Raw genomic sequence first — 19,134 nt, forward strand, 5'->3', positions numbered from 1 at the left:
GAAGGTCATCATGCGTTCAAAAACGATCTACCTGTCCCTGACCTCACTGTGCCTGGCCACCGGCGCCCAGACCTTACTGGCCGAAGACTGGCAATACAGCCTCAAAGGCGGTGTCGCCAACCTGCCCCGCTACAGCGGCAGTAACGAGCGCGTGACCACGCCGCTGCTGGGAGGTGAAATCGTCAGCCCCTGGGGGATTTTCCTCAATACCGACAAGGGCCTGGGCTGGGGGTATGAAGGGGATAACGCCAGCTTCAGCGCCTACGTGGGCCCCAGCGCCGGGCGCAAGGACAAAAAGAAAAGCGGTCATGCCGGCTCTGACAGACTCAAGAGCATGGGCGAGATCAAGTCACGGGCGCAACTGGGCCTCAGCGCCAGCTATACCCTGAGCTCGGTGATCCTCGGCGCGACCCTGGAACATGCGCTGGAGGAGGACGATAAAAAAGACGCCGGCAAAGCCTTCACCAGCCTGGAACTGAGCATCGGCACCAACCTGTATGACGGCGACTACGGCACCGTGGACGCCAGCCTCAACAGTCTTTTTGGTGACGGTAATTACGTGCAGACCTGGTACGGCGTCACCACCGGGCAAGCCGCGCAAAGCCGCTTTCGCGCTTATGACGCCAAGGGCGGGTTAGTCAGCCGGGGCATGAACTTGAGCTGGAGCCTGCCCATCAACGACCACACCCAATTTTCCACCCTGCTGGATGTGCAGTATTTGTCCAATGACGCAGGCAAGAGCCCGATTGTCGAGCGCAGGTTGCAGACGTCGGTGATGGGGGTGGTTGAGTACACTTTCTGACGGGGTAATTCCATCAGCAATGTGTGATAGGTATCTACACATCTTCTGATGAGCCCACACCTGTGGCGAGCGGGCTTGTCGGATCGCCACCCTCTTAAAATCGCGTCACCGCAATCACCCCCACCAACACCACCGGCCACCCCAACAGCAACCCCCGCCACAACCCCGGCGCATGCCGCAACTCCATAAACCCGTCAGCAATCACCCAGGCCTTGGCCACCGCCAACACCAGCACCGCCTCCCATAGGCCCGGAGCACCCAGCATCACAGTCCCCACACTGAGGACCACTAGCGCGGCCCAGCAAACCATCACCAACTGAGAAACAGACATCGGCACCTCAACGAATCACATACACCAACGGAAACAACACCACCCATATCAAATCCACCATGTGCCAATACAGCACGCCAGACTCGAACCCCGTCTGCCGCCCCGCCGGATAAGCCCCTCGCCAACAGCCCAGCGCCATCCAGCCCAAAATCACCATCCCCAACAACACATGCAAAAAATGAAACCCGGTCAAAATCCAATACAGCGTGAAAAAAGTGCTGTATTCCAACCCAAGTCCAATCGAAACCAAGTGCCCGTACTCACCGAGCTTGATCCCCACATAAACACCGGCCACCAGCAGGCCTAGGACCAACAACCCGCCAGCCAGATGCGAGCGCCCCTGACGAACCTTCTGCTGCGCCAACGCCGCCAACAACCCCGCCGTCAACAAACTCAAGGTCATTGCCAGCCCGGTAGAGGTATCCAGTTGCCCCCGCCCCTCGGCAAATACCTCGGGCCGCAACACCTGGGTCACGGCAAACGCCAGGATCAGAATGGCAAATACCGACAGTTCAGCGAGGATGAAAAACCACATAGCCAAATCCCCCGGCAGCCGCCGCTGGACCGTGCCCTCAGGCGAAGTGGACATCAACTACATCCATCAGCGCCGCCACAGTCTGCGGATCATCACTCAAGGATTCCGCCAGGCAGGCCATGCAGGCCTCGCGAGGGTTCATCCCGGCGGCGATCAGGCGCGCAGTAAAAATCAGCAAGCGCGTGGACGCGACTTCTTCCAGATCATGTTGATCAAGGCGACGTAATGCCTGACCCAACCTGACCACCTGGGCAGCCAGCGCGGTATCCACACCAGCCTCACGTGCCACAATCCGTTCCTCTTCCAACGTCGGCGGATAACCAAAGCGCATCGCCACAAACCGCTGCCGCGTACTGGGTTTCATGCCCTTGAGCAGGTTCTGGTAACCGGGGTTATAGGACACCACCAACATGAACGACGCCGGTGCCTTGAGCACTTCGCCGGTACGTTCCAGGAACAGCTCGCGGCGATCATCGGCCACCGGGTGCAGGACCACAGCGGTGTCCTGCCGAGCCTCCACCACCTCGTCGAGGTAGCAAATGCCGCCTTCGCGCACGGCGCGGGTCAGCGGGCCGTCCTGCCACCAGGTGCCCTGGGCGCCAATCAAGTGGCGGCCGATCAGGTCGGCGGCGCTGAGGTCGTCGTGGCAAGCGACCGTGTACAGCGGCAGTTTCAGCCGGTGCGCCATGTATTGGACAAAGCGGGTCTTGCCGCAGCCAGTGGGGCCCTTGATCAGCACCGGCATGCCGTGGCGCCAGGCGTGTTCGAACAGGACCTGTTCGTTGTTCAGCGGTTGGTAGAAGGGTTCAAGCGGTTCGGGGAGAGTCATTGCACACCTTGGATCGACGCGGGTTTGAGGACCACGCTACGGGCGCCTGCGACAACCTGGCAAGTCGTACACCAAGCAAACTTGATCGCCGTCAAGCGAGCAATCACCCGCCTCGTCATAGTCTCCTCTGGCACTAAGAACCTGCGCTCTACCCTGCCGTCGCCGGGCATCGCAAAGGTCTTGCCTGAGGAGATATGGAATGCTGACTCGCAACAGAAACCCCTTCGCCCTGAGCCTCGCCAGCCTGAGCTGCGCGTTGGCCCTGGCCCTTTCGACGCACGCTTTCGCCGAGCAAACCGCGGCTGCCATGCCCATGGTCAAAAGCTCCGGCGCGCCGGATTTGAGCCAGGCCGAGTTCGACGCGTCAAAACAGATTTACTTCGAGCGCTGTGCCGGTTGCCATGGTGTGTTGCGCAAGGGCGCCACCGGCAAGCCGCTGACTCCGGACATCACCCAGGCCCGTGGCCAGGCATATCTGGAAGCGTTGATCACCTATGGCTCCCCCGCCGGCATGCCGAACTGGGGCACCTCCAATGCGCTGACCAAGGCGCAGATCACCAGCATGGCCAGCTTCATCCAGCACACCGCGCCCACGCCACCGGAATGGGGCATGGCCGAAACCCTCAAGACCTGGAAAGTACTGGTCAAGCCCGAAGACCGCCCGAAGAAACAACTCAACACGCTGAACCTGGAAAACCTGTTCTCCGTGACCCTGCGCGACGACGGCAAAATCGCCCTGATCGATGGCGACAGCAAGAAAATCGTCAAGCTGATCAACACTGGCTACGCCGTGCACATCTCGCGGATATCCGCCTCGGGGCGCTACCTGCTGGTGATCGGCCGCGACGCCAAGATCGATATGATCGACCTCTGGCCCGCCGAGCCGACCAAGGTGGCCGAGATCAAAGTGGGCATCGAAGCGCGCTCGGTGGAGACCTCCAAGTTCAAGGGTTATGAAGACAAATACACGATTGCCGGTTCCTACTGGCCGCCGCAGTTCACCATCATGGACGGCGAAACCCTGGAGCCCAAGCAGATCGTCTCCACCCGTGGCATGACCGTCGACAAGCAGGAATATCACCCCGAGCCCCGTGTGGCGGCGATCATCGCCTCCCATGAATGGCCGGAATTTATCGTCAACATCAAGGAAACCGGCAAGGTGATGCTGGTCAATTACCAGGACATCAAGAACCTCACCATCACCACCATCGACGCCGCACCGTTCCTTCATGACGGCGGCTGGGACAGCACTCACCGCTACTTTATGACGGCGGCGAACAACTCCAACAAGGTTGCGGTGATCGACTCCAGGGAGCGCAAGCTCACCGCCCTGGTGGACGTCGGCAAGACCCCGCACCCCGGCCGTGGCGCCAACTTTATCCACCCGCAATACGGTCCAGTCTGGGCTACCAGCCACCTGGGTGACGGCGGCATCTCGGTGATCGGCACCGACCCGGTCAAGCACGCCCAGTACGCCTGGAAACAGGTGGTCTCGCTCAAGGGCCAGGGCGGCGGTTCGCTGTTTATCAAGACCCATCCCAACTCGCGGCACCTGTACGTCGACACCACCCTGAACCCGGATACCAAGCTCAGCCAGTCGGTCGCCGTGTTCAATATCGACAAGCTGGACGCTGGCTATACCGTGCTGCCGATTGCCGAGTGGTCCGGGATCAAGCAAGGCGCCCTGCGCGTGGTGCAACCGGAATACAACAAGGCCGGCGATGAAGTGTGGTTCTCGGTATGGAGCGGCCAGGAAGAGGAGTCGGCGCTGGTAGTGATCGATGACAAGACCTTGAAGCTCAAGAACGTGATCAAGGACAAGCGCCTGATTACGCCGACCGGAAAATTCAATGTCTACAACACCCAATTCGACATTTATTGAGCTTTATCAACAAGAGGTAACCCAATGAAAAATATCCTGCTTGCACTGTGCGCCCTCGGCGCTGCGCTGAGCCTGCCATCGGCATTCGCCCAGGACGGCGCAGCGCTGTTCAAGAGCAAACCCTGCGCGGCCTGCCACACCATCGACGCCAAGATGGTAGGGCCGGCGCTCAAGGAAGTCGCCGCGAAGAACGCCGGCGTCAAGGATGCTGCCACCACCCTGGCCAGCCACATCAAAAACGGCACCCAGGGCAACTGGGGCCCGATTCCTATGCCGGCCAACCCGGTGACGGATGACGAAGCCCTGATTTTGGCCAAGTGGGTATTGACCCTGAAATAAGCACAAGGAGCACGCCATGAAAACATCGATGATCGGTTCGGCAATGGCGTTGCTCTTCCTCATTCCTGCGCCGGTGCATGGAGCACCGGCGCCGTCACGCCAAGTCCAGCTGGAACACCTGCTGGCCCAGGACTGTGGCGCCTGCCACGGCCTGCACCTGACCGGTGGCCTGGGCCCAGCCCTGACTCGCCAGGCCTTGGCCGGGCAAACCCGCGATTCATTGATTGCCACCGTTACCTACGGTCGCCCTGCCCTTGCGATGCCCGGTTGGGCACCTCTGCTCAGCAGCGATGACATTGCCTGGCTGGTGGATCGCCTCCTGCAAGGAACCTCTGCACCATGATCCGTCCACTGCTTGTCTCAATGGCCGCAGGCCTGTTGTTGTCGGCCTGTGTGCAACCGCCGTTGCGCGGCTCCGGTGACCTGGGCTTGGTGGTAGAACGCGCTACGGGCAGCCTGCAAATTATTGAAAGCAGTGGGCTGACCACGCTGGCACACATCGACGGCCTGGGTGATCTGTCCCATGCCTCGGCGGTGTTCTCACGGGACCAGCGCTACGCCTATATCTTCGGGCGCGACGGCGGGTTGACCAAGGTTGATCTTCTGGGGCAGCGCATCGATAAACGCATCATCCAGGGCGGCAACAGCATCGGCGGCGCCATCAGCCAGGATGGCCGCTTGATCGCCGTGTCCAATTACCAGCCGGGCGGGGTCAAGGTGTTCGACGCCGTGACCTTGCAGCAAGTGGCGGACATTCCGGCAACGCCCCTGGCCGACGGCAAGCACTCGCGGGTGGTGGGCCTGGTGGATGCGCCAGGCCAGCGCTTTGTGTTCAGCCTGTTTGATACGGGCGAAATCTGGAGCGCCGACTTCAGCCAAGGCCACATCCCGACCATCACCCGTTTCGAGGGTATCGGCCAGCAACCCTATGACGCGCTGATCACCGCCGACGGCCGCTATTACATGGCCGGGCTGTTTGGCGAAGACGGCATGGCCCAGCTCGACCTGTGGCACCCGGAACGCGGGGTCAAGCGCGTGTTGGCCGACTACGGCCGGGGCCAGGAAAAGCTGCCGGTGTACAAAATGCCCCACTTGGAAGGCTGGGCCGTGGCCGACAACCAGGCGTTCGTGCCCGCCGTGGGTCGGCATCAGGTGCTGGTGATGGATGCCCGCACCTGGCAACAGACTGCCGCGATCCCGGTGGCCGGCCAGCCGATTTTTGTCACCTCCCGCCCCGACGGCCGCCAACTGTGGGTCAACTTCGCCTACCCGGACAATGACCGGGTGCAAGTACTCGACAGCGAAACCCACCAGATAGTCGCCGACCTGCGTCCCGGCCCTGGCGTATTGCATATGGAATTCACCGGACGCGGCGAGCAACTGTGGTTATCCGTGCGCGACGGCCAGCAGGTGCAAGTCTGGGACCCTTATCGCCTGACCTTGGTCAAGACCCTACCGGCAGAGAGTCCCAGTGGAATTTTCTTCAGCAGTCGCGCACAAAAAATGGGGTATTGAAGATGGAACTTGATGAACTTAGCAGTCGCCTGATCGACCGCTATCAACACGACATGCCGCTGTGCACCGAACCCTACCAGGAGATGGCCCAGAGCCTGGGTTGCAGCGAGGCTGCGGTCATGGCCTGCCTGCAACGCCTGGAACTGACCGGTGCCCTGTCACGCATCGGCCCCGTGTTCGATCACACCCGCGCCGGAGCCAGCACCCTGGCCGCCCTGGCGGTACCCGCCGAGCGCCTGGAACAAGTGGCAGCGCGGGTCAGCCAGTATCCAGAGGTCAACCACAACTATGCCCGCGAGCATCACTACAACCTGTGGTTCGTATTGACCGGGCCTAACCGCCAGCACCTGGAGCAGGTCCTCGACGAGCTGGAAAAAGACACCGGTCTTACTCCCCTCGATCTGCCCATGCTCAGCGCCTACCGCATCGACCTGGGATTTTCCCTGGGAGTCCACTCGTGATCACCCCGCTCAACAACGAACAACTGCTCGACCTGCGCCAATGCCTGGAACGGGGTTTGCCCAGGGTTTCACGGCCCTATCAGGACCTCGCCGAACAGATCGGCGCCAATCAGGATCAGGTGTTGCAGCAGGTACAGCAATGGCACGAGCAAGGCCTGTTTCGCCGGATCGGCCTGGTGCTCAACCACCGCGCCTTGGGCTTTGTCGCCAACGCCATGCTGGTGCTGGACGTGCCCGATGCGCTGATTGATGAAGTCGGCCAACGCCTGGGCCGTGCAGCGGGCATCGCCCTGTGTTATCAGCGTCCCAGACGCCTGCCCGAGTGGCGCTACAACCTGTTCTGCATGGTCCACGGTCGGGAGCGCGAAGCGGTTAAAGCGCACATCCAGGCAGTCTTGAAAGAGCAATTGCTGGGCGACCTGCCCCATCAACTGCTGTTCACCACTCAAGCGTTCAAGCAATGCGGCGGGCGTTTTGCACCGCCATCGTCACAGGTATGGGCCCATGGATGACCTCGACCGGCTGTTGATCAATCGTCTGCAACTGGGGCTGCCGCTGGTGCGTCATCCCTGGCAAGTCGTGGCCGAGGAACTGCACAGCACACCGGATGAATTGCTCGACCGTGTCCACCTGTTGCTGGAAGACGGTGTGCTCACCCGCTTCGGGCCGATGTTCGACATCGAGCGTCTCGGCGGCGCCTTCACCCTCGCCGCGCTGGCGGTGCCAGAACCTCGCTTCGAGCAGGTGGCCGCCCAGCTCAATGAACTGCCACAAGTGGCCCACAACTACCGCCGAGAGCACCCCTGGAACATGTGGTTCGTGCTGGCCTGCAGCACGGCCAAGGACCTGGCCGAGACCTTGTCGCATATCGAAACCATCACCGGGCTGGGGGTCCTCAACCTGCCCAAGGAGCAAACCTATCATGTCGGTCTATATTTCCCGGTTTGACGAAACCCTGGCGCAACGCTTGATCCAATTGACCGAGACCGGCCTGCCGTTACTGGAAGATCCCTGGGCCTGGCTCGCCGAACAGTTGGACATCAGCGTCGAATCCACCCTCGACCTGCTCAAGCGCCTGCAAGGCGAAGGGGCGATCCGGCGAATCGCAGCGGTGCCCAACCATTACCGCATCGGCTATCGCCATAACGGCATGACCGTCTGGGACGTGACCGATGAGCAGATGCCACGCCTCGGTGAATTGATCGGCGCCCAGCCCTTTGTCAGCCACTGCTATCGTCGGCCACGGCGCACCGATTGGCGCTACAACCTGTTCGCCATGGTCCACGGCCGCAGCCGCGAAGAAATCGACAGCTACCGCGAACATCTGCGTTTTTTGCTGGGGGATGCTTGTACCGCCGATGAGATGCTGGTGAGCAGCCGCATCCTGAAAAAGACCGGCCTGCGCCTGACGCCTGCGCCATGCTGAATTGCGTGCTTTAGAAGGAACATCTTATGCTGAGGATCAGTCATTACCTGCGCACCCTCGTCGGCCAATGCCCGCCGCCCCGCCTATCGCCCCCTGGCAGCAACCGTGCCCCGGTGGTGATCTGGAATCTGCTGCGGCGCTGCAACCTGACCTGCAAGCATTGCTACGCCACCAGCGCCGACAGTGTGTTTCGCGATGAGCTGGACACAGCCGCCGCCCTGAAGGTGATCGACGATTTGCATGAAGCTGGGGTCAGGGTATTGATCCTCTCCGGCGGCGAGCCACTGCTGCGCGACGACCTGTTCCAACTCAGCGCCTACGCCCGCAAGAAGGGCTTTTTTGTCGCCCTGTCGAGCAACGGCACGCTGATCGACGAGCAGAATATCCAGCAGATCGCCGACGCCCACTTCGACTATGTGGGCATCAGCATTGACGGCCTGGAGGCGACCCACGATGCGTTCCGCCAGCTACAGGGCAGTTTCGAGCGCTCAATGCACGCCATCAACCTGTGCCGCCAGGTCGGTATCCGTGTTGGCCTGCGCACTACCCTGACCCAGGAAAACCATGCCCAGCTCCCGCAATTACTGGCGCTGATGCGTGAATACGATGTGCAGAAGTTCTACCTGTCGCACCTCAACTACAGCGGGCGCGGTAAACGCAGCCGTCAGCTCGATGCCCACCGGCAAATGAGCCGCGATGCCATGGAACTGATTTTCCAGCAGGCCTGGGGCGATATCCAAAACGGCGTGGACAGCGATTTCGTCAGCGGCAACAACGACGCCGATGCGGTGCTGTTGCTGCAATGGGTACACCGCCATCTGCCGGAACACTACCCGCAACTTGAACAGTTGTTGCACGCCTGGGGCGGCAACGCTTCGGGCAGCGGCATCGCCAATATCGACAACACCGGTGAGGTGCATCCGGACACCTACTGGTGGCAACACTCAGTGGGCAATGTGCGCACCACGCCGTTTCGCAGCCTGTGGCTGGATCAACCTGACCCGTTGCTGCTGCGCCTGCGCGAACACCCACGGGTGGTGGGCGGCCGCTGCGCCGACTGCCGCTGGCTGGACATCTGCAATGGCAACACACGTACCCGCGCCTGGGCCGACGGCGACCTCTGGGGCCAGGACCCCGGTTGCCACCTCAGCGACACAGAAATCACCCGAACACCGCCCACCCTCATTCCTTGCTCGGCATGCTGAACCACCGGCCGACCACCTGGCGAAACAGCCGGGGGCGGCAAACCTGATGATGAACCAAGGAAGTCTCATGCACTCATCTCCCCTTGTAATACCGAGCGCCCTGCACAGTTCCTTCAGCTCCGGCGAAGTGGCCCTGGTGGGCGCCGGGCCTGGCGACCCACGCCTGCTGACCCTGCGGGCCTGGAGCCTGTTGATGCAGGCCGACGCCGTGGTGTTCGACCGGCTGATCAGTGCCGAACTGCTGACGCTGATCCCCCCGACTTGCGCCCGCCACTACGTCGGCAAGGCCAGCGGCTACCACTGCCTGCCCCAGGAACAGATTAACGAATTGCTGGCGGATTTGGCTGACCAGGGCCAGCGCGTGGTGCGGCTCAAGGGCGGCGACCCATTTATCTTTGGCCGTGGCGCCGAGGAACTGGAGTACTTGCTGCAGCGGGGCATTTGCTGCCAAGTGGTGCCGGGCATCACCGCCGCAGCCGGCTGCAGCGCCTATGCCGGCATCCCGCTGACCCACCGTAACCTGGTCAATTCATGCCGGTTTGTCACCGGGCACCTGCAACGCAATGGAGCATTGAATCTGCCCTGGGACAGCCTGGCAGACGGCAGCCAGACCCTCGTTTTCTACATGGGGCTGTCGAACCTGGCGATGATCTCGGACCGATTGATCGCCGCAGGTTTACCCCCTGACACCCCAGCGGCATTGATCAGCAATGGCGCTCGCGCCGATCAACAGGTGAATCGCGGCAACTTGCGCCAGCTACCGGCCATGGCCATGGCGTGCGAAGCCGGCGTGCCGACGCTGACGGTGATCGGTCATGTGGTGAATCTGTTTGCCGGCGCGGCCCTGCAGTACCCGGCCAGCCTTGCACCTGGACAACCGCCCAAGTCCAAGGTGGCGGTATGAAACGCCTGCTGCTGGTACCTCTGTTGTGGGCAAGTGGCGCCCATGGCGCACCGGATGCCGCCGCGGACTATCGAGCACACTGCGAAAGCTGCCATGGCATCAATCGCGTCGGCGGCACAGGCCCGGCCCTGTTTCCGGAAAGCCTGGGGCGGATCAAACCGGCCGAAATCCGCCAGGTGATCCAACAGGGTCGCCCGGCCAGCCAAATGGCGGCGTTCGCCCCGGTGCTCGCACCTGCGCAAATCGACGGGTTGGTGAGTTTCCTGCAACAACCCCCGGCCACGCCTGCCACCTGGAACGAACAGGACATCCGCAACAGCCACGCCTTGCTGGCCGATCTGCGGCAACTGCCGAGCACCCCGCAACACCACGCCGACCCGCTGAACCTGTTTGTGGTGGTGGAATCGGGCGATCATCATATCGACATCCTCGACGGTGATCGCTTTGAAGTACTGGACCGCTTCGCCTCGCACTTTGCCGTGCACGGTGGGCCGAAGTTTTCTCCCGATGGCCGCTTTGTCTACTTTGCTTCCCGTGACGGCTGGATCAGCCTGTACGACCTGCACAACCTCAAGCTGATCGCCGAAATCCGTGCCGGGCTCAACACCCGCAACCTGGCGGTGAGCAAGGACGGCCGCTGGGTACTGGTGGGCAACTACCTGCCGGGCAATTTGGTGGTGCTGGATGCGCGCGACCTGTCGCTGGTCAAGACATTACCCACGAATTCACGGGTCAGTGCCGTCTACACCGCGCCGCCGCGCAACAGTTTTGTCGTCGCCCTCAAAGACGTGAATGAAGTCTGGGAGCTGTCCTATGCCGACGCCCAGCCCAGCTTCGAACCCCGGCGCATCCAGGCCCAGGACGTGCTCGACGACTTCTCTTTCTCCCCGGATTACCGCCAGTTGCTCGCGACGTCGCGCAAGGCCGGCGGTGGTCAGGTGATCGATCTGGATTCAGGCAAAGTGGTCACTGACATTCCCCTGGCGGGCATGCCGCACCTGGGCTCAGGCACCTACTGGCAGCGCAATGGCCAATGGGTATTTGCCACGCCCAATATCAGCAAGGGCCAGATTTCGGTACTGGACCTCAAGACCTGGAAGCTGATCAAGGAGATCCCCACCCTGGGGCCTGGCTTCTTCATGCGCAGCCATATCAATTCGCGCTATGTGTGGAGCGACGTGTTCTTCGGGCCGGACAATGACGCCATTCACTTGATCGACAAACAGACCCTGGAAATCGCCCACACCCTGCGCCCGATGCCCGGCAAGACTGCTGCCCACGTTGAGTTCACCCGTGATGGCCGGTATCTGTTGCTGAGCATTTGGGACACTGAAGGTGCGCTGATTGTCTATGACAGCCAGACGCTCAAGGAGATCAAGCGCATTCCCATGAACAAGCCGTCAGGCAAGTACAACGTGGGGAACAAGATTGAGTTTGCGCAGGGGACGTCGCACTGAAGACCAGCCTGGGGGTATTGAGTACCTATCCGTTATCGCAGAAACGGATAGGTACTCACGCCTTTGATCTGCGACAGCCTTCAAACCGTGCGAGAAAACTGGCCTTTCTGCTCCCCCCCCAAATACGCATCAAACGCCATCGCCACACTGCGCACCATCAACTGCCCCTGAGGCAGCAACTGCACCGCGTCATCGTGGATCTGCAACAAGCCATCCCCTACCTGCTCATCCAGCAGTGAAAGCGCCTGGGCAAAATACTCGGTAAAACGAATATCATGCCCCGCCTCGACCCCGGCAAACTCAATACGCCCGTGGCACATCAAGCCATTGATCACCTCGCGGCGCAGCACATCATCGGCATTCAACCGATAACCGCGTTGCACTGGCAACAAACCCGCGTCGATACGTGCGTAGTACTGGGACAGTTCCTTGACGCTCTGGCTGTAGCTGTCGCCAACTTTGCCAATGGCCGACACGCCCAGGCCAATCAGGTCGCAATCGGCATGGGTCGAGTAACCCTGGAAGTTGCGCTGCAGGGTGCCATTGGCCCGAGCCAACGCCAACTCATCCTCGGGCAAGGCGAAGTGGTCCATGCCGATGTAGACATAGCCGGCCTCCGTCAGGCGGCGGATGGTCAGTTCCAGCAGCTCCAGCTTGCGCTCCGGTGGTGGCATGTCTTCGGGGCGGATCATGCGCTGGGCGCGGATCTGCGTCGGCAAATGGGCGTAGCTGTACGCGGCCACGCGGTCGGGGCGCAGGGCGATGAGTTTGCTCAAGGTCACGTCGAAACTGGCCACGGTTTGCAGTGGCAGACCGTAGATCAAATCGACGCTGATGGACTTGAACCGCGCCTCGCGGGCCGCAGCCACCAGTTGCAGGATCTGCTCCTCACTTTGCACGCGATTGACCGCCGCCTGCACATCCGGGTCAAAGTCTTGCACGCCGAAGCTCAGGCGATTGAAGCCAAGCCGGCGCAGTTTTTCGATGCGTTCAACACTGATGGTGCGCGGGTCGACCTCGATGGAAAACTCGTGCTGGTCGCTGTCATCCAGGTTGAAGCCCTCCCCCAGGCTGGCCATCAACTCAGCCAACTGCTCATCGTCCAGGTACGTCGGCGTGCCTCCCCCCAAATGCAACTGGGTCAGGGGCCGCGAACGGTCGAACAATGCAGCCTGCATCTGGATTTCCCGCTTAAGGTAAGTCAGGTACTCCACCGCACGATGGGTCTTGCGGGTGATGATCTTGTGGCAGCCGCAGTAATAGCAAAGGCTCTGGCAAAACGGGATATGGATATACACCGACAGCGCCTTGGGCGCCACGGCCTGGTTGCTGGCCTGCACCGCCTGGTGGTAGTCATCCAGGGCAAAGGCTGAGTGAAACTGTGGTGCAGTCGGATACGAGGTGTAGCGCGGCCCCGGGCGGTCGTATTTCTGCACCAGGGCCCGATTGAACTCAAACGCAGTCATGGTCGATGGTCTCGTCATTGGAGCAAGGAGGGACAACGCTGCCGGTGCGACCAAACAGCGCGCAGAGCGCGTCCACCTGGCGGCGGCCAGCAGGCAACACACAGAGGAAGCGTTCGGACAAGTCGATCTGGCCATCGCGGTGCAACTGCTCCAGCAGCGGCCAGATCGTTGAAAAATAGCGAGGGAAAATCAGCCCGTAACGGCGCTCGACTGCCTGGATGTCCAGCTCCAGGTCGCAGGTCAGGCGCTCCATGATGTGCTGGCGAATCTGATCGCCGGCCTCGCAGCGCCAGCCGCGGACGGTGGCTAATAGGCCGTTGTCCAACTGCTGCCGGTAGACCTGCGGATCGTCACTGTTCTGGGCATATAACGTATCGATCTGGCTGATCGCGCCCAGGCCAAAACCGATGTGATCGCAGTACCCATGGCGGGTGAAGCCCTGGCAATTGCGGCTCAGGCGCCCACGCTCCTGGGCCAGCGCCAGGTCATCGTCGGACCGCACGAACTGCCCCAGACCGATGTAGTGATAACTCGCCGCTTCCAGGAGCCGGAAAGCGCTTTGGCGCATGGCGCTTTTATCCGCATCGCTCGACAGCGCTCGCGGTGCCTGTTGCTGATAGCGCCATGATGCCTGGGCGTAGTCGAACACCTGTAGACGGTCTGGCTCCAGGGCGATCAGACTCGAAAGCTTCGCCTCGAAACTGGCGATGGTTTGCCAGGCATGGCCGTAGCCCAGGTCGACGTTTACCGAGCGAAAACCGAAAGTGCGCGCCGCGTCAATCAGCGACTGGATCGGCGCCGGGTCCTGGTAGCCAGCCGGTGGATTTTTGACGTCGTCACTGGCATCGGGCACACCGATGCTGACGTGGTTGAAGCCCAGGTCGCGCAACAGGCCCATGGTGGCCCAGTCGATGCGCTGGGGATCGAGGTCGATGCTGTAGTCACCCTGATCATGGTCAAGAAAATGCAAACGGCTGCGCAGGTGCGCCATCAAGCGTTGCAGCTCGGCTATTGCCGGAGTGGCGCCACCCAGATGGAATTGATCTACCGGTTGACGGCTGCTCAGGTGGCAACCGATCAGGTGGATTTCCTGCTCCAGGCAACGCAGGTAGTCGTCGCAAGAGTGGGACGTCGGCCATTGCAGGTTCAGCGCCAGGGGTCGCTGGTGCTGGCGGCTGTCGCGCAAGGCACGCAACAGGTCCAGGGAGCCGATGCCACTGTGAAACTTGCCGATGTCCGCCTTGCCCTGATCCAGCACAGCTGGGTCACGGCGCAGGCGCCACTCGCGGCGGGGATGAATGACGGTGAGCATGGCTGTCTCCGGGTCTGGCTACGGTAGGCCATTGTCCGGTGCGACCGGACAGCGCACCTTGATATGCATCAAGGCTGCAAGAATCTATGCATGAAACGGACCGACGGCTACCAGGTCAGGTAGAACATGCCCTTGGCCAACAGCACAATGGCGACCATATGGCAAAACAGGCTCAAGTGGACAAACCGCAAGTAAGCAGCAGTCACCTGCCCGCGCCGCATCAACAACATGGTCAGCAGGAAATGCATGAGCACGCTGGTGGCGAGGATCAGCTTGAGGGTCAGCAAGGCGCCGAATGAAGAACTCGAAGGCGAAGCCAGCGCCGGCAGATATCGCAACCAGACCATGCCGCCCCCGGCGCCGAACAGCACCAGCAACACCCACGGCATCAAGGCCCTGGCGCGACGGCCAATGCCTTGTTCCACCAGCAGCATGACTCGCACCGGCAGCTGTTTGTGCAGGCGGCCGAGGATCAGCACTTCAAAAAACACCGTGCCGATAAAGATCAGTGCAGCGAACAGATGGGCCAACAGGAACAGAAAATAGAGCATCAAAACCTCGCAGGTGAACTGGCCCTTATGCCAACCACTGTGCCAGATACGTCGCGGCGCGCGCCTTGATACGGGTCAAGGATGGCGGTGTCCTGACAGCGCGTGCTCGTCCTATTGTGCTGGAGTGCTCACCTCGTGCGACAGTCTGCCGCAGACTCACCCACCGCCCCGGCCTGTTAAGGTAACGCACCGCTCTGTGGCGTTAAGTCGCAGATGATCGAGTACGAGCCGCGTCGGCAGCCCTCCTGCCTTCCCCGCTCTCGCTCTTCAAGGCCTGATTGGCAAGCCCTGCGCAATCTTCAGGCGCTTCACAGGATGCACATTGCATGACGATGTTATTTACCCGCCGCAAAGTCCTCGCCGGCATGAGCTTGCTAGGCCTGGGCCTGCTCAGCGGCTGTGACACCAGCCCCAAGCTGAATTTCAAGTACGGCAAGGACCTGAGCGACAAGATCATGGGCCGTACCTTCAAGCTCAAGAACACCCAGGGCGAAACAGTCACTCTCAGCTCCTTCCGGGGCCTGATGCCGGTGGTGTTCTTCGGCTTCACCCAATGCCCGGCCGTGTGCCCGACCACCCTGGCGAGAATGGCCCAGGCCAAGAAGATGATGGGTCGAGACGGCGAGATCATGCAGGTGATCTTTATCACCCTTGACCCGGAGCGCGACACGCCGCAAGTGCTCGACGCCTACGTCAAGGCCTTCGACCCCAGCTTCGAAGCCCTCTACGGCACCCCGGAAGAAGTCGCCGTGGCCGCCAGGGAGTTCGGGATCTTTTATGAAAAGATCCCCGCAGGCGACAGCTACACCCTGTCCCACACCGCCACCAGTTTTGTATTTGACACCCGGGGCAATCTGCGCTTGGGCTTGTCGGCATCCCTTAACGCCAAAGAGTGCGCAGAAGACCTGCTCACCGTCATGGAGGTCTGCTAATGACTGCCGTTCAACACCTCAAGCGCATCGCCCTCGGCCTTTCCCTGCTGGGCCTGGCGGCACACGCCAACGCCCAGGCTCAGGTCAGCGACGCCTGGGTGCGCGCCACGGTACCGGGGCAGCAATCGAGCGGTGCATTCATGACCGTCACCGCCGACAGCGACAGCAAGTTGCTGAGCGTGCAGTCGCCGGTGGCCAAGCTGGTACAAATTCATGAAATGAGCATGAAGGACGACGTGATGCGCATGGGGCCGGTAGACTCCGTGGCCCTGCCTGCAGGTAAGCCAGTCAAGCTCGATCCGGACGGTTATCACGTGATGCTGATCAACCTGAAGGGCCAGATCAAGGAAGGCGACTTGGTGCCACTGACCCTGACCGTGGAAAATACCAAGGGCGAAAAACAGTCGATTGAAGTCAAGGCTCCGGCCCGTGCCTTGAGCAGTTCCGACCACAGCATGATGCACTGAGCTGCCTGACCTCAATCCACCACAAACAACTTCGCACCGGTGGTGGTGAATGAGCGATGCCCCTCCATGTCATTGCCCACCTGATAACTCATCCCAGCCGTCAGGATGAACTGGCGGCCATCCTCCAGTTCGGTGTGCAACTCGCCTTCCAGGCACAGCAGGATATGCCCTCGCCAGCACCAGTGATCGGCCAGGTAGCCGGGGGTGTATTCGACCATCCGCACACGGGTCGAACCGAACTGACAGGTGCGCCACCAGGCGCTACCTGTTTCTCCGGGATAAAGGACCGGTTCGATGGTCGACCAGTCGGTGGTACCAAAGGGGATTGCCGTCAAATCCATGGTTGCCTCCGCGATAAAAGTGCCTCGGAGGACGGTATCCAGCCGATGGCTCGCGGGATAGACACAGATAGCCTGCATTTGTTTGATACAGGGCGTGCTTGGTATCCTCACGCGTCAACCTGCATGGACGCCCGCTTGTGAAAATCGATCCAGCCTTCATCCTCCACGAAACCGAGCACTGGCTCGTCAACCATCACCTGGTGTCGGCGTTGCCGGGTTATCCTCGTCAAAGAAGTGACTTCACCATAGGAATACACGCCAACTGCAACCCCGAAGGCGAATGATAGATAGCCTTTTCGCTACCCGTATAACCGCAGCGCCGATAAAAGTCCCCCGCATTCAGTGTCGCGTCCAGAATGACCTTCTTGAGCCCCAGCTCCCGCGCCAGGGACTCAAGGTGAGCGAGGATCTTTTTGCCAATGCCCCGTCCGATAAAACCGGGCAGCACAAACAACGCACCGACTTCGTCGTTATCCAGATCCAGCATGCCCGTGGCTACCTCCTCACCCTCGATACAGCCCAGGTAAAAGTGCTTGTCCATCAGCGCGCCGTAACCGTCCTCAGCCGAACCTCTGGTCCAGGCCAGCATCTGCTCTTCGGTGTAGGCACCGATGCATTGGCTGCGTATGGCCTGAAGGCGAATATCGAACGCCACCTGGCCATCGTTTGGGGTGGCTCGTCTGATCTCTAACATTTCAATCTCCGTAGACTATCAATCCTGGCGCGCGCATTCATGCGTTCTCGTTACCCCGCTGGGTGAACGAATAGCGGTCAATATCCGTCCTCAACTGCCAGCCCTGGCCTTGCCAATAGCGGGCGGCGCTGTCGTTGGTCTTGAATACGTCAAGATGGCATTTGTGGATGCCCTGCTGCGCAAGACTTGAAAGGCAGCGCGCCACCAGCGCGTTGGCGAGGCCTTGGCGACGGTAGTCGGGCAGCACCAGCAGATGCTGAAGATAGCCGCGACGACCGTCGTGACCACACATGACGCAGGCGCAGAGCGTGCCGTCGACTTCGGCGATGAAGCTCATGCCGGGGTTGCGCGCCAGGTACCTGGCGGTGGACTCGCGAGAATCGGCGTCGCGCATGGAAATGCCGGGGGTGTTCTGCATGAGGTCGAGGACGGCGTCGTAATCGGCCAGGGCCATGACACGGATATTGGGCATTGGATTGGGCCTGGGGTTGTTGGCTGACCGGGTTTGATACGCCTGCATTGAGCTTATCAAGTAGTCTATGTTCTTCGCACCCAATCAACCTTTTTAGCATTCAGGAATCGCAATGCCCACCCTCAGCTTTCGCAACGCCATCCCAACAGACGCCGCTCGCTGTTACCACATCGAAATCTCGGCCTACGAAGGTGATGAAGCGGCTACCCAGGAGAAGATTGCCACGCGGATTGCTCTGTACCCGGAAGGCTTTCTGATCCTGGAGGTCGATGGGGTTGTGGTGGGCTTTATCAACTGTGGATGCGCCCACGACGTGGTCATGTCGGATGAGTCGTTCAAGGAGTTGGTGGGGCACTCGGCGGATGCGCCGAACGTGGTGATCATGTCGGTGGTGGTTGAGCCAGCTCACCAGGGCCAAGGCTATTCACGCAAACTGATGGAGGCTTTTGTCCAGCGCATGAAGGTGATGGACAAGAAGACGATTCATCTGATGTGTAAAGAGCGCCATGTCGAGTTGTATAAGCGAATGGGTTATCGCTATGTTCAGCCCTCGGCTTCTGACCATGGCGGCATGGTTTGGCATGAGATGGTGATGGATATTAAGCAACCGAGAATAGACCGCGATGAAACAGCAGCTTATTGAAATTGGCGACCGCCACCCTTTTATCAATATTTGAAGGTTCGACGATGCTCATTGTTTTCAGCGGCCTCCCCGGCACCGGGAAAACCTCCATTGCCAGAGACCTTGCCGGCCAGACAAACGCCGTGTACCTGCGCATCGACACCATCGAACAGGCCATCCGTGATGCCGGGGTTCTGGCGCGGGATGTGGGCACCAGCGGTTACCGGGTTGCCCACGGGCTGGCGGCGAGCAATCTTGGCCTGGGTCACCGGGTCGTCGTTGACTGCGTCAATCCGGTCAGCGAAAGCCGGGAGGCGTGGCGTGAGGTCGCCATTCGCGCGGGAGCTGCGTTGGTCAATATTGAGGTGATCTGTTCGGACAGGCAGGAACACCAGCGACGTGTGGAGACACGCACGAGTGATATTCCCGGCCTGACTCCGCCCACCTGGCAGTCGGTGTTGGCTCATGAGTATGAGCCGTGGGATAACGCTGCGCTGACCATCGATACCGCGCTGAAGTCTGCAGCGCAAGCAGTGGCAGCGATCACCGAGGAACTTTTAACCCCGCGGGGCAAGGTTTGATCTGCTGAAA

At 60.7% G+C, this 19,134-nt stretch carries 25 protein-coding genes and 1 pseudogene; 17 read left to right on the top strand and 9 right to left on the bottom strand.

Annotated elements, in window-relative coordinates:
* Positions 1-10: 10 nt before the first annotated feature.
* Positions 11-802 carry a MipA/OmpV family protein gene (locus FQ182_RS20370; protein WP_149412365.1) on the top strand — a complete coding sequence of 264 codons (792 nt, stop codon included), beginning with the start codon at positions 11-13 and terminating at the stop codon, positions 800-802.
* A 94-nt stretch (positions 803-896) separates the two neighbouring features.
* Here the strand turns inward: FQ182_RS20370 and FQ182_RS20375 are convergent, their stop codons facing one another.
* From FQ182_RS20375 to FQ182_RS20385, 3 genes are read right to left on the bottom strand one after another with little or no spacing between them, the layout of a single operon-like run.
* Positions 897-1,133: a cytochrome C oxidase subunit IV family protein gene (locus FQ182_RS20375; protein ID WP_149412366.1), complete on the bottom strand. Its 237-nt coding sequence runs from the start codon at positions 1,131-1,133 to the stop codon at positions 897-899.
* Positions 1,134-1,140: 7 nt separating this feature from the next.
* Positions 1,141-1,722, bottom strand: a complete 582-nt coding sequence (locus FQ182_RS20380) for a cytochrome c oxidase subunit 3 (protein WP_149494040.1) — start codon at positions 1,720-1,722, stop codon at positions 1,141-1,143.
* A complete protein-coding gene (locus tag FQ182_RS20385) occupies positions 1,706-2,497 on the bottom strand; it encodes a CbbQ/NirQ/NorQ/GpvN family protein (RefSeq protein WP_149412368.1) in 792 nt (263 codons plus the stop codon). The genes FQ182_RS20380 and FQ182_RS20385 overlap by 17 nt, the downstream gene beginning before the upstream one ends.
* Before the next feature lie 199 nt (positions 2,498-2,696).
* Between FQ182_RS20385 and FQ182_RS20390 the strand changes: the two genes are divergently transcribed.
* From FQ182_RS20390 to FQ182_RS20440, 11 genes are all read left to right on the top strand, one after another.
* Positions 2,697-4,379, top strand: a complete 1,683-nt coding sequence (locus FQ182_RS20390; protein WP_149412369.1) for a nitrite reductase — start codon at positions 2,697-2,699, stop codon at positions 4,377-4,379.
* Between the two features lie 24 nt (positions 4,380-4,403).
* A complete protein-coding gene (locus tag FQ182_RS20395; protein WP_149412370.1) occupies positions 4,404-4,718 on the top strand; it encodes a c-type cytochrome in 315 nt (104 codons plus the stop codon).
* 16 nt (positions 4,719-4,734) lie between these two features.
* Positions 4,735-5,061 (top strand): cytochrome c, encoded by a 327-nt coding sequence (locus FQ182_RS20400; protein WP_178114494.1) that lies wholly within the window; start codon positions 4,735-4,737, stop codon positions 5,059-5,061.
* Positions 5,058-6,233, top strand: coding sequence for a cytochrome D1 domain-containing protein (locus tag FQ182_RS20405; RefSeq protein WP_149412371.1), 1,176 nt, complete (start codon positions 5,058-5,060; stop codon positions 6,231-6,233). The genes FQ182_RS20400 and FQ182_RS20405 overlap by 4 nt, the downstream gene beginning before the upstream one ends.
* A 2-nt stretch (positions 6,234-6,235) precedes the next feature.
* Positions 6,236-6,694 carry an Lrp/AsnC family transcriptional regulator gene (locus tag FQ182_RS20410; RefSeq protein ID WP_149412372.1) on the top strand — a complete coding sequence of 153 codons (459 nt, stop codon included), beginning with the start codon at positions 6,236-6,238 and terminating at the stop codon, positions 6,692-6,694.
* Positions 6,691-7,206, top strand: a complete 516-nt coding sequence (locus tag FQ182_RS20415; RefSeq protein ID WP_149412373.1) for an Lrp/AsnC family transcriptional regulator — start codon at positions 6,691-6,693, stop codon at positions 7,204-7,206. Before FQ182_RS20410 ends, FQ182_RS20415 begins: the two co-directional genes overlap by 4 nt.
* Positions 7,199-7,642: an Lrp/AsnC family transcriptional regulator gene (locus tag FQ182_RS20420; RefSeq protein ID WP_149412374.1), complete on the top strand. Its 444-nt coding sequence runs from the start codon at positions 7,199-7,201 to the stop codon at positions 7,640-7,642. The genes FQ182_RS20415 and FQ182_RS20420 overlap by 8 nt, the downstream gene beginning before the upstream one ends.
* A complete protein-coding gene (locus tag FQ182_RS20425) occupies positions 7,617-8,120 on the top strand; it encodes an Lrp/AsnC family transcriptional regulator (protein WP_149412375.1) in 504 nt (167 codons plus the stop codon). The genes FQ182_RS20420 and FQ182_RS20425 overlap by 26 nt, the downstream gene beginning before the upstream one ends.
* A 26-nt stretch (positions 8,121-8,146) precedes the next feature.
* Positions 8,147-9,325, top strand: coding sequence for a heme d1 biosynthesis radical SAM protein NirJ (gene nirJ / locus FQ182_RS20430; protein WP_149412376.1), 1,179 nt, complete (start codon positions 8,147-8,149; stop codon positions 9,323-9,325).
* A gap of 67 nt (positions 9,326-9,392) precedes the next feature.
* Positions 9,393-10,229 carry a uroporphyrinogen-III C-methyltransferase gene (cobA, locus tag FQ182_RS20435; protein WP_149412377.1) on the top strand — a complete coding sequence of 279 codons (837 nt, stop codon included), beginning with the start codon at positions 9,393-9,395 and terminating at the stop codon, positions 10,227-10,229.
* Entirely contained in the window at positions 10,226-11,686 is a 1,461-nt protein-coding gene (locus FQ182_RS20440) for a cytochrome D1 domain-containing protein (RefSeq protein ID WP_149412378.1), read from the top strand. The genes cobA and FQ182_RS20440 overlap by 4 nt, the downstream gene beginning before the upstream one ends.
* An 80-nt stretch (positions 11,687-11,766) precedes the next feature.
* Here the strand turns inward: FQ182_RS20440 and hemN are convergent, their stop codons facing one another.
* The 3 genes from hemN to FQ182_RS20455 all read right to left on the bottom strand — a co-directional run bounded on the left by hemN (position 11,767) and on the right by FQ182_RS20455 (position 15,015).
* A complete protein-coding gene (gene hemN / locus FQ182_RS20445; RefSeq protein WP_149412379.1) occupies positions 11,767-13,152 on the bottom strand; it encodes an oxygen-independent coproporphyrinogen III oxidase in 1,386 nt (461 codons plus the stop codon).
* Positions 13,139-14,464, bottom strand: coding sequence for a coproporphyrinogen III oxidase (locus tag FQ182_RS20450; RefSeq protein WP_149412380.1), 1,326 nt, complete (start codon positions 14,462-14,464; stop codon positions 13,139-13,141). Before FQ182_RS20450 ends, hemN begins: the two co-directional genes overlap by 14 nt.
* Positions 14,465-14,571: 107 nt before the next feature.
* Positions 14,572-15,015 (bottom strand): hypothetical protein, encoded by a 444-nt coding sequence (locus FQ182_RS20455; protein WP_133100962.1) that lies wholly within the window; start codon positions 15,013-15,015, stop codon positions 14,572-14,574.
* Positions 15,016-15,341: 326 nt separating this feature from the next.
* On the opposite strand from FQ182_RS20455, the gene FQ182_RS20460 reads away from it, so the two are divergent.
* Positions 15,342-15,947, top strand: coding sequence for an SCO family protein (locus FQ182_RS20460; RefSeq protein ID WP_149412381.1), 606 nt, complete (start codon positions 15,342-15,344; stop codon positions 15,945-15,947).
* Positions 15,947-16,414 carry a copper chaperone PCu(A)C gene (locus tag FQ182_RS20465; RefSeq protein ID WP_149412382.1) on the top strand — a complete coding sequence of 156 codons (468 nt, stop codon included), beginning with the start codon at positions 15,947-15,949 and terminating at the stop codon, positions 16,412-16,414. Before FQ182_RS20460 ends, FQ182_RS20465 begins: the two co-directional genes overlap by 1 nt.
* 11 nt (positions 16,415-16,425) lie before the next feature.
* Here FQ182_RS20465 and FQ182_RS20470 read toward each other — a convergent pair whose 3' ends face one another.
* Positions 16,426-16,755 carry a DHCW motif cupin fold protein gene (locus FQ182_RS20470; RefSeq protein ID WP_149412383.1) on the bottom strand — a complete coding sequence of 110 codons (330 nt, stop codon included), beginning with the start codon at positions 16,753-16,755 and terminating at the stop codon, positions 16,426-16,428.
* A gap of 137 nt (positions 16,756-16,892) precedes the next feature.
* On the opposite strand from FQ182_RS20470, the pseudogene FQ182_RS30415 reads away from it, so the two are divergent.
* Positions 16,893-16,976: pseudogene (locus FQ182_RS30415) on the top strand (HIT family protein); the annotation flags it as partial.
* Positions 16,977-16,981: 5 nt separating this feature from the next.
* Here FQ182_RS30415 and FQ182_RS20480 read toward each other — a convergent pair.
* Together FQ182_RS20480 and FQ182_RS20485 are read right to left on the bottom strand one after the other, a co-directional pair.
* Positions 16,982-17,449 (bottom strand): GNAT family N-acetyltransferase, encoded by a 468-nt coding sequence (locus FQ182_RS20480; RefSeq protein ID WP_149412384.1) that lies wholly within the window; start codon positions 17,447-17,449, stop codon positions 16,982-16,984.
* Positions 17,450-17,486: 37 nt separating this feature from the next.
* Positions 17,487-17,921, bottom strand: a complete 435-nt coding sequence (locus tag FQ182_RS20485; protein ID WP_149412385.1) for a GNAT family N-acetyltransferase — start codon at positions 17,919-17,921, stop codon at positions 17,487-17,489.
* Between the two features lie 112 nt (positions 17,922-18,033).
* On the opposite strand from FQ182_RS20485, the gene FQ182_RS20490 reads away from it, so the two are divergent.
* Complete coding sequence (locus FQ182_RS20490) at positions 18,034-18,564, top strand: GNAT family N-acetyltransferase (RefSeq protein ID WP_149412386.1); 531 nt, start codon at positions 18,034-18,036, stop codon at positions 18,562-18,564.
* 44 nt (positions 18,565-18,608) lie between these two features.
* Positions 18,609-19,124: an AAA family ATPase gene (locus FQ182_RS20495; protein WP_149412387.1), complete on the top strand. Its 516-nt coding sequence runs from the start codon at positions 18,609-18,611 to the stop codon at positions 19,122-19,124.
* Positions 19,125-19,134 lie beyond the last annotated feature (10 nt).

The organism is Pseudomonas sp. ANT_H4, from assembly GCF_008369295.1.
Lineage (GTDB): Bacteria > Pseudomonadota > Gammaproteobacteria > Pseudomonadales > Pseudomonadaceae > Aquipseudomonas.